Source organism: Luteimonas mephitis DSM 12574, from assembly GCF_000422305.1.
Lineage (GTDB): Bacteria > Pseudomonadota > Gammaproteobacteria > Xanthomonadales > Xanthomonadaceae > Luteimonas > Luteimonas mephitis.
This window is the reverse complement of sequence record NZ_AULN01000013.1, coordinates 260616-273191: the sequence shown is the minus strand read 5'-3', so window position 1 is coordinate 273191 and position 12576 is coordinate 260616. Positions and strand designations below refer to the sequence as shown.

Below are 12576 nucleotides of genomic sequence, written 5' to 3'. Positions count from 1 at the left end.
CATCGCGGGCGGGCCGGCGTTAGACCTTCGTCTAGGCGACCAATGGCGAATCGACGCGCCGATGGCGGTCGCGCACCCTGCCGGCGCACTCCAACGCGAAGCCCTGGGAGGGGAATCCATGACTGCAATCCGCAGCACCGGCGGGCGCATCCCCGCCGCCATCACGCATCGCCGATTGCTGGCGCTGTCCGTCACCGTCGCCCTGCTGTTGCCCGGCGTGGCGCTGGCGCAGACGGCGAAGGAAAAGGAACTCGAGGCGCGCGTCGCGCAGCTCGAACAGATGGTCCAGCAGCTGGTGGCACAGCAACAGCAGACGCAGGCCGCAGTGGTCGATGCCCAGGCACAGGTCAGCGAGGTGAAGACCGCGCAGGCACAGGCGCCCGCCGCGGTGCCGGCCGGCAAGCAGCCGATCCAGGCCACCGCGATCAATGCCAGCGCCAATCCCGGCACCACGTTCACGTATGGCGGCTTCATCAAGCTCGACGCGATGGCCACCGACACCAGCGACGGCCGCATCGCCGACGGCTCCGCGGGCCGCCTGTTCTACCTGCCCAGCGCGATCCCGGTCGGCGACGACAGTGCCAAGGGCGGCGATCCCTACACCGACGTGCACGCGCAGTTCTCGCGCTTCTGGTTCAGCGCCGACACCGTCACCGACGGCGGCGACAAGCTCAAGGCCTACATCGAGGCCGACATGTTCGGCGGCGGCAACAATTCATTCGCCGGCAACGAGACCTCGACCAACACCTACGCGATCACGCTGCGCCAGGCCTACGTGAGCTGGAACAACTGGCTGGCCGGCCAGACCTGGTCGAACTTCCAGGACACCGCGGCATTGCCCGAGGCGGTGGATTTCGTCGGCGTCACCGACGGCACGATCTTCGTGCGCCAGGCGCAGCTGCGCTATACCAGCGGCCCGTGGTCGTTCTCGGTCGAGAACCCGCAGACCACGGTCACGTCCTACCTCGGCGCCTCGCGCTTCAACAGCGGCGACGGCGTGGCACCGGACTTCACCGGCCGCTGGCTCACCAAGGGCGACTGGGGCCACTTCACCGTGGCCGCGCTGCTGCGCCAGTTCAAGTACGGCGAGGAGACCGAAACCGGCGGCGCGGTGAGCGTGTCGGGCAGGTTCAACCTCGGGGCCAGCGACGACATCCGCTACATGGCCAACGCCGGCAGCGGCATCGGCCGCTACATGGCCTTCGGCCTGGGCACCGACACCGTGCTCGACGCCAACGGCGAACTGCACGCGCTCGACGGCTACGGCGGCTTCGTCGCCTGGCGCCATGCCTGGAGCGCGAAGCTGCGCAGCAACCTGATGTATTCGGCGGCGCATTTCGACAACGACAAGTCGCTGACCGGCTTCGGCGTGACCGAACGCGCGCAGTCGCTGCACGCCAACCTGATCTATTCGCCGATCCCCAAGCTCGACGTCGGCGCCGAACTGATGTGGGGCCAGCGTTCGCTCGAAGACGACCGCGAGGGTGACCTCAAGCGCCTGCAGACCACCGTCAAGTACAGCTTCTAAGGGGAGCCACCATGTCCAGCACAACCGCGACCGCAGCCTCGATGCCCGGGCCGATCACCAAGAGTCACAAGAAGGTCATCTTCGCCTCCAGCCTCGGCACTGTCTTCGAGTGGTACGACTTCTACCTGTATGGATCGCTGGCCGCGATCATCGCCAAGCAGTTCTTCACCGGCCTGAATCCCACCAGCGGCTTCATCTTCGCGCTGCTGGCGTTCGCCGCCGGCTTCGCGGTGCGCCCGTTCGGCGCCCTGGTGTTCGGCCGCATCGGCGACCTGGTGGGACGCAAGTACACCTTCCTGATCACCATCGTGATCATGGGCCTGTCGACGTTCCTCGTCGGCGTGCTGCCCAGCTACACCACGATCGGGTTCGCCGCGCCGGTGATCCTGATCACCCTGCGCCTGCTGCAGGGCCTGGCGCTGGGCGGCGAGTACGGTGGCGCGGCCACCTACGTCGCCGAGCACGCGCCGCAGGGCAAGCGCGGCCTGTACACCAGCTTCATCCAGACCACCGCGACGCTGGGCCTGTTCCTGTCGCTGCTGGTGATCCTGGGCTGCCGCTATTTCCTCGGCAGCGAGCAGTTCGAGGCCTGGGGCTGGCGCATCCCGTTCCTGGTGTCGTTCCTGCTGCTGGCGATCTCGGTGTGGATCCGCCTGCAGCTGAGCGAGTCGCCGGTGTTCGCGCAGATGAAGGCCGAAGGCAAGACCTCGAAGGCGCCGATCACCGAAAGCTTCTTCAGCAAGAACGGCAGGATCGCGCTGCTGGCGCTGCTCGGCGCCACCGCCGGCCAGGCGGTGGTGTGGTACGCCGGCCAGTTCTACTCGCTGTTCTTCCTGACGCAGACGTTGAAGGTGGAAGCATCGACGGCCAACCTGATGATCGCGGCCGGCCTGATCATCGGCACGCCGTTCTTCATCGTCTTCGGCTGGCTGTCGGACAAGGTCGGGCGCAAGCCGATCATCATGGCCGGCTGCCTGCTGGCGGCGCTGACCTACTTCCCGATCTTCAAGGCGCTCACGCATTACGCCAACCCGGCGATCGAGGCGGCCGCGCAGACCAGCCCGGTGGTGGTGACCGCCGACCCGAGCACCTGCACGTTCCAGTTCAACCCGGTGGGCACCAGCAAGTTCACCACCTCGTGCGACATCGCCAAGAGCGCGCTGGCCAAGGGCGGCACGCCATACTCCAACGTCGATGCGCCGGCGGGCACGGTGGCGACGGTAGCGATCGGCGACGTCGTGGTCACCGCGTTCGAAGGCAAGGGCCACGATGCCGAGGCGCTCAAGACCGACGGCGCACGCTTCAACGGCGAACTGCAGGCGGCACTGACTGCGGCGGGTTATCCGGAGAAGGCCGATCCGGCGCGGATCAACACGCCGATGGTGGTCCTGCTGCTGGCGATCCTGGTGATCTACGTGACGATGGTCTACGGCCCGATCGCGGCGTGGCTGGTGGAACTGTTCCCCACGCGCATCCGCTACACCTCGATGTCGCTGCCGTACCACATCGGCAACGGCTGGTTCGGCGGCTTCCTGCCGACGATCTCGTTCGCGCTGGTCGCGGCCTCGGGCAACATCTACCAGGGCCTGTGGTACCCGATCGTGATCGCGGTGATGACGCTGGTGATCGGCACGCTGTTCCTGCCGGAAACCAAGGATCGCGACATCACCCAGTAGCCCACCGCCACCCGGTAACCACGACGCCGGCCCGCGAGGGCCGGCGTCTTTCGTTTGCGTGACGCGCACGCCGGCAGCGATGACTTCCTGCACATGCGGCGAACGGTTGCGGGCGCACGATGGCGCGTTCCCCCTGCCCGAGGATTGCGCATGCGTTCGTCCCGTCCCCTTGCCCTGGCGGCGCTCGCCGTCGCCCTCGCCGGCGGGCTCGCCGGATGCCAGCGCGCGCCCACGCCCGACGCGGGCGCCGCGCACGCCGACCAGGCCGCCGCGCCCGACGCCGGCGCGACCGAGGCCGTCTCCGGCATCGACCTGGCCGGCATCGACAAATCCGTGCGGCCCGGCGACGACTTCAACGCCTACGCCAACGGCACGTGGGAAAAGAACACCAAGATCCCCGACGACCGTTCCAGCACCGGTGCGTTCGTCGCGGTGTTCGAACTGGCCGAGAAGCGCACCGCCGAGCTGATCCAGGGCCTGGAGAAGACCGACCCGGCCGCGGGCAGCGACGCGCGCAGGATCGCCGACTACTACGCCGCGTACATGGACGAGGCGGGCATCGAGCAGCGCGGCCTGGCGCCGCTGCAGCCGGTGCTGGACGAGGTGGGCGCCATCGACTCGGTCGCCGCGCTGTCCCGGTACATCGGCGGCAGCGTGCGCGCCGACACCGACCCGCTCAACTACACCCATTTCCATACCGACAACCTGTTGGGCGTGTTCGTCGCGCGCGGGCTGGAAGGCCCGCCGCGCAACGTCGCCACGCTGATGCAGGGCGGCCTGGGCATGCCCGACCGCGAGTACTACCTGTCCGGCGCCGAGGCGATGGCGAACAACCGCAAGGCCTACCGCGCCTACATCGCCGCCGTCCTCGGCCAGGCTGGCACGGCCGATGCGGAAGCGAAGGCCAGGGCGATCTTCGACCTGGAGATGAAGATCGCCAGGGTCCACGCCAGCGTCGTCGACAGCCAGGACGTGCACAAGGGCAACAATCCGTGGGACGTCGCGTCGCTGGCGCACAAGGCGCCGGGCATCGACTGGAAGGCCTTCCTCGACGCGGCCGGACTGTCCGGCGAGAAGACGATCGTCGCCTGGCAGCCCGACGCGATCCGCGGGCTGTCGGCGCTGGTCGCCAGCGAGCCGCTGGCGGTGTGGAAGGACTACCTGCGCTTCCACGCGCTCGACCACAGCGCGGCGCTGCTGCCCAAGGCCTTTGCCGACCTGCACTTCGGCTTCCACGGCAAGACCCTGCAGGGCACGCCGCAGCAGCAGGACCGCTGGAAGCGCGCGGTGGCGTCCACCAGCAAGGCGCTGGGCGACGCGGTGGGCAAGCGCTACGCCGAGCGCTATTTCCCGCCGTCGTCGAAGGCGCAGGTCGAGCAGATGGTGCACAACATCCTCGCAGCGTTCCGCGACGGCGTCGACCAGCTGGACTGGATGACCCCGGAAACGAAGAAGATCGCCAAGGCCAAGGCCGCGACCATGCGCGTGAGCGTGGGCTACCCGGACGCCTGGCGCGACTACTCGGCGCTGGAGATCCGCCGCGACGACCCGCTGGGCAACGCGCTGCGCGCCGAGGAGCGCGAGTACCGCCACCAGCTGTCGAAGCTGGGCAAGGACATCGACCCGGGCGAATGGTGGATGACGCCGCAGACGGTGAACGCGATCCAGCTGCCGCTGCAGAACGCGATGAACTTCCCCGCAGCGATCCTGGAGGCACCGTTCTTCGACCCGAAAGCCGACCCTGCCGCCAACTACGGCGCGATCGGCGCGGTGATCGGGCACGAGATCAGCCACGGCTTCGACAACACCGGCGCCGAGTTCGGCGCCGACGGCCAATTGCACAACTGGTGGACGCCGGAGGACAGCGCGCATTTCAAGGCCGCCGCCGACAGGCTGGTGAAGCAGTACGACGCCTACGAACCGCTGCCGGGCCTGCACATCAACGGCGAGCAGACCCTGGGCGAGAACATCGCCGACGTCTCCGGCCTGCAGGCCGCCTACCGCGCCTGGCGCGCGTCGCTGGGTGGCAAGGAGGCGCCGGTGATCGACGGCCTGACCGGCGACCAGCGCTTCTTCCTCGCCTACGGCCAGGCCTGGCGCACGAAGATGCGCGAACCCACGCTGCGCGCGCGAGTCATCGGCGACGGGCACGCCCCGGGGCCGTACCGCGCGCTCACCGTTCGCAACATCGATCCCTGGTACGCCGCCTTCGACGTCGAAAAGGGCCAGGCGCTTTACCTCGACGCCGGGGATCGCGTGAGGATCTGGTAGTCCGCGCGGGCGCGGGACGCCGGCCGATGGCCGGTGTCCCCGCACCCTTCCGTTGCCTCCGGCGTGCGCTTCCCGCAGCACCGCGCACCCCACGTCCCCGGAGGAACGACGATGCAGCTTGCGAAGCCATTCCTGTGCGTCTTCTTAGCGGCCGCCTGCGGCGCGGCCATCGCCGGCAGCGACCCGCCGGCCGCACGCACGGTCGACACCGTCGACCACGACTTCGGACTGTCCCTGCCCGACCCCTATCGCTGGATGGAAGGCGAGGACAACGCCGAGTTCAACGCCTGGCTGGGAGCGCAGGGCGCGGCGTCGCGGGCCAGGCTCGATGCGCTGCCCACGCTTGCGCACTGGCGCGAACGGCTGTCCGCGGCGGCCGGCGCAAGCACCACGCATCGCGGGCACCAGCTGGTCGGCGACCGCCTGTTCTTCCTGCGTGCCCAGGCCGGCTCGGAAGACGTGCTGATGGTGCGCCACGGCGACGGCGGCGAACGCACGCTCTACGATCCCAATGCGGTCGAGGGCGGCGCCAGCATCGGCGGCTTCAGCGTCTCGCCGGACGGCGGCAAGGTCGCCGTCAACGTCGGCTTCGGCGGCAACGAGATCGGCGAGATCGCGCTGTTCGACGTCGCCAGCGGCGAGCGCCTGGACGACACCCGCAAGCCGGTGTGGAGCGAATTCAGGGCGAACTGGCTGCCCGACGCCAGCGGTTTCTTCTACACGCGGATGCGCGATCCCGGCGACGGCGAAGATCCGCTGCAGGGCATGGCGGCCTACCTGCACCTGCTCGGCCAACCGCAATCGGCCGACGTCCTGGTCGCGCGTGCCGGCGCCGACGACGCGCTGCGCATCGTGCCCAGCGACTTTCCATCGGTGCACGTGTCAGCCGGCAGCGACTGGGCGGTGCTCGACATCAGCGGCGCCCGCGCATCGGGCCGCGCCTGCGTCGCACGCCTGGCCGATGCCGTGGCCGGGCACGCCGCGTGGCGCTGCCTGGTGACGGATGCGGACAACGTGCAGGGTGCAGGCCTTCACGGCGACACGTACTACCTGCTGTCGGCGAAAGACGCCTCCCGCCGGCGCGTGCTGGCGCTGGACCTGCGCGATCCGCAGGCCGTCCCGGCCACGGCGAAGGTCGTCGTGCCCGAACCCGCGGACGCGGTGCTGACCGAAATCTCCGCCGCCAGCGACGCGCTCTACCTCAAGTCCATGCACGGCGGGCTCGACCGCGTCGAGCGCCTGGATTACGCCAGCGGCGCACGGACGCCGGTGGCGATGCCGTTCGACGGCGCCGTCTACCTGATGCGCACGCACCCGCTGCAGGCCGGCGCGCTGCTGTCGCTCGAAGGCTGGACCACGCCGGCGAAGGTCTACCGCTTCGATCCGGCTGCCGGGACGCTGGCCGACACCGGGCTGGGCACGATCACGTCGATGTCGTTCCCGGACCTGGTCAGCGAGGAAATCGAGGCGACCAGCGCCGATGGCACCCGGGTGCCCCTGAGCGTGGTGCATCGCCGCGACCTGGCGAAGGACGGGCGCGCGCGCGCGATCGTCAATGGCTACGGCGGCTACGGCATGGTCAGCCAGCCGTTCTTCTTCCCGGTGCTGCTGGAGTGGACGCAGGCGGGCAACGTGCTGGCCGATTGCCACGTGCGCGGCGGCGGCGAGAACGGCGACGCCTGGCGCATCGCCGGCAGCGGCCCGAACAAGCAGCGCGGCGTCGAGGACTTCATCGCCTGCGCGAAGGAGCTGGCCAGGCGCGGCTACAGCACGCCGGCGCGCACCGGCGGCTTCGGCGGCAGCATGGGCGGCATCCTCACCGGCGGCGCGTACACCACCGAGCCGGACGCCTTCGGCGCAATGGTCGTGCAGTCGGGCATCTTCAACCCGGTGCGGCTGCTCGCGGCGAAGAACGGCGCCAACCAGATCGCCGAGATGGGCGATCCGCGCACTGAAGCCGGCATGAAGCAGCTGCTGGCGATGGACCCGTACCAGCGGGTGCGCGACGGCACCGCCTATCCGCCGCTGCTGCTGGTCACCGGCGCGGTGGACCAGCGCGTGGCGCCGTGGAACAGCGGCAAGTTCGGCGCGCGGGTGCTGGCGGCAGCGCCGCGGACCCCGGTGTGGTTCCGCACCGACGACCAGTTCGGCCATTTCGCCACCAACGTCAACGCGGCGGCGCTGGAGTTCGCCGACATCTTCGCGTTCTTCGACGCGCAGCTGGAGGATTGACCGGCCACGCGACGCCGGCCCCGCGCCGGCGTCGTGGTGGCCGCCGGCCGTGTCAGTAAGACACGTCCAGCCGCAGCCACGCGGTGCGTCCCGGCTCGTGGATGCGCACCGGATCGGCCGGATAGCCGAAGTCGGCGCTGCCCGACAGGTTGAGGTGCTCGGCGTAGTCGCGGTCGAACAGGTTGTCGATCCCGGCCGTGAGCTGCGCGCGCGGGCCGAAGTGGTAACCGCCGTTGACGGAGAACACCGCGAAGCCGGGCGCGGGACCAAGGTCGCGGCCGACAACGTTGCCCTCGCCGATCGACACGCGCTGCTGCCGCGCCGCCACGCGCAGCAGGCTGCCGAACGACCAGTGCTCGCCGCGCCAGGCCAGCGACCAGCGTCCTTCCAGCGGCGGCATCTGCGGCAGCGGACGGCCGCTGTCGCGGTTCTCGCCCCAGGCCCAGGCCAGGCTGCCGCCGACCGTCCATGCCGGCGACGGGCGCCACTCGACCCCGGCCTCGGCGCCGTGGATGCGCGCGTCGACGTTCGACACCGACGACATCGGCCCCATCATCCCGCCTGCGTCGTAGCGGAACAGCAGGTAGTCGTCGAGGCGCCCCGCGTATGCCGACACCCATGCGTCGAGGCGGCGCGTGCGGTACTGCAGGCCGACGTCGAGCTGGGTGGTGCGCTCGGGCGCGACCGACGAGAACGCGTTGACCGACCCCGCCGGTCCCCGGTCTGCGGAGAACAGCTCCCAGTAGTCCGGCATGCGCTGCGCGTGGCCGAGCCCCGCGTACCAGCCCAGCGGCGCGCCTGCGGCACCGTGCTCGTAGCGGACGAAGCCGCCGGGCAGGGTTTCGTGGCGCACCTGGCCTGCGGTGGGATTGGCCATGCCCATCATGCCGGTGGTCACACGCTGGTCTTCGGCGCGCGCGCGATCAACGCGCGCACCTGCGACCACGCGCTGCCGCTCGCCGGCCTTCCACGTGAGCTCGGCGAAGGCACCGACGTTGTCCAGCCGTGCGTCGCTCGACCACGGCCGGTCCCGGTAGGCGCCGCGTCCCATCGCGCTGCGGGTGCGATGGCGGCTGTCCTGCGCGTCGACGCCCGCGGTCACGTCCGCGATGCCGCCACGCCAGGTCGCCGCGACGCGGCCGCCGATGGTGGTGCGCTCGACGTTGGACGCCATCGGCATCGGCATCGGGCTGTTGGGGTTGGGGTCGCGCAGGGTGTAGTTGTCCATCACGTGGTCTGCGCGGTTGCGGTACAGGCTCGCTTCCAGCACGTCGACGTCACCCGCGTTGCGGCGGGTGACGTGCGCGCTGGCGCTGTCGCGCCGGAACTGCGCGCCGTCCATGCCGCGGCCGGCGTAGCGCGCGCGGCCGTCGCCGCTGCCGGCGGCCAGCTCCAGCACGGTGTCGTCGTCCGGCGTCCAACCGACGGCGGCGTCGGCATTCCACTTGCGCCACGCGGACGGCACGCGCGCGCCGCTGCCATCGGCATAGTCGTCGGCCTCGGAACGGTTGCCGTTGGCGCGCAGGTAGCCCAGCGGATTGCCGGCGGTGGCGTCGAACACCTGGTCGTTGCGCCCTGCCGAGCCGGCGAGCAGGCTGCCGCGCAGCTGCAGCCCGGGCGCGTCGAAGCGCTCGCGGTCGCGCTCGAAGCGCACCGTGCCGGCGGACGCGCCCGGCCCCCAGAGCACGGTCTGCGGCCCCTTGGTGACGACCAGGCGGTCGTAGGTGTCGGGCGACACGTACGACAGCGGGTTGTCCATCCGCGCCGGGCACGCGCCGGGCATGCTGCCATCGTTGCTCAACAGGTTCAGGCGCGAGCCGAACATGCCGCGCAGCACCGGGTCGCCGTTGCTGCCGCCGTTGCGGATCGCGGTGAAGCCGGGAATGGTCTTGAGGTAGTCGGCGCCGTCGCTGGCCGGCACCGGCTGGCGGGGCAGGCGCGGGTCGGTTTCGAAGGTGAGCGCCGAACGGGGACGCACACCGGTGACGACCACGCGGTCGAGGGTGGTGGCCGCGTCCGCATCCGATGGCGCGGCGGCAGGTGCCGCGAGGGGCACGGCAAGCAGCACGGCCAAGGCCGCGGCCGGGCGCGTACGACGCGCCGCGGAAAATGGAATCGACATGGAAACTCCTGGCGAGATAGGCAACGGGCGCGCGGCGGCGCCGCACGGCGGTCGGTTGGCGTGATGGCGTGGTGGCGTGTCGAACGCGGGCGACGCACGGCCGCCGGCTGGACGCGACGGTCCGGCGCGGGTTTCAGTCAGCTCGCTGGCATCGTCGCGCGCGCGGGCACGGCCTCACGCGGGCAGGCAGGCTTCCGCGCGCGGCGGCCCGCGCGAACCCAGGCCGCAGGGGTGGACGAACCCGTGCGACGCCGCCGCCGGCCACCATCCCGGCGCGGCGCCGGCCAAAGCCGCGCGCAGCCATAGCAGCCAGCAGCCGGCCGCGAGCAGCGACAGCAGCAGCGGGCAGTAGGCGCAGTCCGGTGCACCGGGATCGTGCGGACGCTCCGGCGCCGTGCCCAGTGCACCGGCGTGGTGCAGGCCGGCGACGGGCGTCGCGGCTGTGAACGCGGCGACGTCGACATAACGCAGGCCTTCAGCCGTGCACAGCGCCGCGAGTCCCGCGTCCGCCACACGCGGCGCGAGCCGCCCGAGCGTGGGCACCACGGCCAGCAGCAGCGCGGCCAGGAGCGCGACACGGGCGATGGCGGCATGGAGGCGGGGATTGCGCATCTGGCGCGGATTCTAGGCCGCCGTCGCGGTGGCGTTCTTGATCTGGCACAAGCCGGGCCGCTTCCGCGGCATCACCCGGTATCGCGTTCCACCGGGCATCTGTTCGCGCGGGCCTGCGCCTGCGCAGATGCGCGCCGCCATCACGCCGCCGCGCACGATCGCCGCGAGCCCCCTACTGCGGCGGCGCGGCCAGTTCGCGCGCGCCAAGGCTACCGTCGCGGTTGACGTCCTGCTTGTTGAACGTCGCGGCGATGCGTGCCCGATATTCGTCGCGCGTCACCGGCTTGCCCTTGCCGCCGGGCAGTTCGTCGGGCGTGAGCACCCCGTCGCGGTTGCGGTCCATCGCGTCGAACGCGTAGCTCATCCAGTCCTGGTATTCGGCCAGCGAGATGCGGCCGTCTCCGTCGCCGTCCATGCGCGACAGGTAGTCGCTGGTGGCGTTGACCTGCCCGTGCGCGGCGAGCGGCGCCAGCGACGACAAGACAAGGAGGGTGAGTCGTTTCACCGGCACATTGTAGGCCGGGTACGTCACGCCGCAGGAGCGGCGGAAGCCGCGAGCCTTTGCTCCCTCCCCTGCGAAGGCGGGGCGTGAGGAGGGCTGCTTGCAAGCCACTGGCTCGCGACCTGAGGAACGCCCTGCCTTCGCAAGGGAGAGGGCAAGCGCTCGCGGCTTCCGCCGCTCCGACGAGGGTCCTGCGCATGAAAATGGCGGGCCATTGGCCCGCCATCGTCGATCACGCAAGGCGCCGCACACGGCGCGGGGCTTACGCCCGCGCGGGTTGCAGCGAATAACCCTTCAGCCGCTCCGAGTACTCCTGCAGCGCGCGGATGCCGCTGGCCTCCGCTTCCTGGCACCAGGCCTGCAGGTTGCGCAGCGATTCGCCGGCGTTGTGGGTGCGCGCCTCGAGCACCGCGGCAAGCCGCGCACGATGTTCCACCAGGGTGCGGATGCGCGGACGCGCCTCGACCCACTGCTGCAGCTGCTGGCGCGCGTCGGGCTTGAGCCAGCGGCCGTCGTCGACGATGCCCTTGCGCAGCTGCCGCGGCAGCAGCGAGCGCAGCTTGGCGCCGGCGGCCCGGGCCTCCTCGCGCAGCGCCGGCTTGAGCACGTTGCGCTGGTAATCGGTCATCGCCTGGAAGCGGTGCGCCAGCAGCGCGCGCATGGTGTCGGCATCGGGCACGTTGATGTTGGGCCGCACGTCCAGCGACGGCGCCACGCGCAGCACCCGGGCCAAGCGCAGCTTCTCCAGGCCCTTGATCACGCCCCAGCCGATGTCGACTTCCCACTTGCGCAGCGCGAACTTGGCCGAGCTCGGGAACGCGTGGTGGTTGTTGTGCAGCTCCTCGCCGCCGATCCACACGCCCCACGGGGTGAGGTTGGTCGCGGTGTCGGAAGTCTCGAAGTTGCGGTAGCCCCACCAGTGGCCGAGGCCGTTGACCACGCCCGCGGCCCAGAACGGGATCCACGCCATCTGGATCGCCCACACCGCCACGCCCATGAAGCCGAACAGCGCGAAGCTGATGAACAGCAGCACGGTCGGGCCCATCGTCGCGTGCGGGGTGTACAGGTGGCGCTCGATCCAGTCGTCCGGCGCGCCCTTGCCGTACTGCTCGATGTCCGCGCGCATGCCGCGCGCCTCGCGGTACAGTTCGACGCCGCGCCAGAACACCGTCTTGATGCCCTTGTGCATCGGGCTGTGCGGGTCTTCCTCGGTCTCGCACTTGGCGTGGTGCTTGCGATGGATCGCCACCCATTCGCGGGTGATCATCGACGTGGTCAGCCACGTCCAGAAGCGGAAGAAATGCGCGATGGCCGGATGGAAATCGACGCCGCGATGCGCCTGGCTGCGATGCAGGTACAGCGTGACCGCGAAGATGGTGAGCTGGGTGGCGACCAGCAGGTACAACAGCATTTCGCCCCAGCCGAACTGGAGCAGGCCGCCGGCGAGGAAATCGAGGATTGAAGCGGGCATCGTGGCAATGACTTCGGTGTGTGTGCCCGGCCATGATGGGGGCTGCCGGAACACATTGCCATCCATGCGTTCGCGTATGGCTGGCCTCGTTCACCTGCTTGCAAGCCACCCGCCTGCGCGTTCACTTTCATGGCGGGCCGGCCGCGGGACACGGTGGCACTG

At 70.4% G+C, this 12576-nt stretch carries 8 protein-coding genes; 4 read left to right on the top strand and 4 right to left on the bottom strand.

Annotation, left to right across the window (positions count from 1 at the left end):
* Window positions 1-118 precede the first annotated feature (118 nt).
* The 4 genes from H570_RS0103750 to H570_RS0103735 all read left to right on the top strand — a co-directional run bounded on the left by H570_RS0103750 (window position 119) and on the right by H570_RS0103735 (window position 7707).
* A complete protein-coding gene (locus H570_RS0103750) occupies window positions 119-1528 on the top strand; it encodes a DcaP family trimeric outer membrane transporter (RefSeq protein ID WP_051176089.1) in 1410 nt (469 codons plus the stop codon).
* Between the two features lie 11 nt (window positions 1529-1539).
* Window positions 1540-3204 carry an MFS transporter gene (locus tag H570_RS0103745; protein WP_051176088.1) on the top strand — a complete coding sequence of 555 codons (1665 nt, stop codon included), beginning with the start codon at window positions 1540-1542 and terminating at the stop codon, window positions 3202-3204.
* A 150-nt stretch (window positions 3205-3354) separates the two neighbouring features.
* Window positions 3355-5475, top strand: a complete 2121-nt coding sequence (locus H570_RS0103740; protein ID WP_027079572.1) for a M13 family metallopeptidase — start codon at window positions 3355-3357, stop codon at window positions 5473-5475.
* A gap of 111 nt (window positions 5476-5586) precedes the next feature.
* On the top strand, window positions 5587-7707 hold the full coding sequence (locus tag H570_RS0103735; RefSeq protein WP_027079571.1) for a prolyl oligopeptidase family serine peptidase: 2121 nt from the start codon (window positions 5587-5589) through the stop codon (window positions 7705-7707).
* A 52-nt stretch (window positions 7708-7759) separates the two neighbouring features.
* On the opposite strand, the gene H570_RS0103730 is transcribed toward H570_RS0103735, so the two are convergent.
* From H570_RS0103730 to H570_RS0103710, 4 genes are all read right to left on the bottom strand, one after another.
* Complete coding sequence (locus H570_RS0103730; protein ID WP_036135025.1) at window positions 7760-9829, bottom strand: TonB-dependent copper receptor; 2070 nt, start codon at window positions 9827-9829, stop codon at window positions 7760-7762.
* Between the two features lie 174 nt (window positions 9830-10003).
* Window positions 10004-10441 (bottom strand): hypothetical protein, encoded by a 438-nt coding sequence (locus H570_RS0103725; RefSeq protein ID WP_027079569.1) that lies wholly within the window; start codon window positions 10439-10441, stop codon window positions 10004-10006.
* A 172-nt stretch (window positions 10442-10613) separates the two neighbouring features.
* Complete coding sequence (locus H570_RS0103715; protein ID WP_027079567.1) at window positions 10614-10946, bottom strand: EF-hand domain-containing protein; 333 nt, start codon at window positions 10944-10946, stop codon at window positions 10614-10616.
* 259 nt (window positions 10947-11205) lie between these two features.
* Window positions 11206-12414, bottom strand: a complete 1209-nt coding sequence (locus H570_RS0103710; RefSeq protein WP_027079566.1) for a DesA family fatty acid desaturase — start codon at window positions 12412-12414, stop codon at window positions 11206-11208.
* Between the last annotated feature and the right edge of the window lie 162 nt (window positions 12415-12576).

Bases quoted from the DNA above. Each gene is read 5' to 3' on its own strand.
- H570_RS0103750 (WP_051176089.1), top strand. From the start codon at position 119: ATGACTGCAATCCGCAGCACCGGCGGGCGCATCCCCGCCGCCATCACG.
- H570_RS0103735 (WP_027079571.1), top strand. From the start codon at position 5,587: ATGCAGCTTGCGAAGCCATTCCTGTGCGTCTTCTTAGCGGCCGCCTGC.
- H570_RS0103730 (WP_036135025.1), bottom strand. From the start codon at position 9,829: ATGTCGATTCCATTTTCCGCGGCGCGTCGTACGCGCCCGGCCGCGGCC.
- H570_RS0103740 (WP_027079572.1), top strand. From the start codon at position 3,355: ATGCGTTCGTCCCGTCCCCTTGCCCTGGCGGCGCTCGCCGTCGCCCTC.
- H570_RS0103745 (WP_051176088.1), top strand. From the start codon at position 1,540: ATGTCCAGCACAACCGCGACCGCAGCCTCGATGCCCGGGCCGATCACC.
- H570_RS0103710 (WP_027079566.1), bottom strand. From the start codon at position 12,414: ATGCCCGCTTCAATCCTCGATTTCCTCGCCGGCGGCCTGCTCCAGTTC.
- H570_RS0103725 (WP_027079569.1), bottom strand. From the start codon at position 10,441: ATGCGCAATCCCCGCCTCCATGCCGCCATCGCCCGTGTCGCGCTCCTG.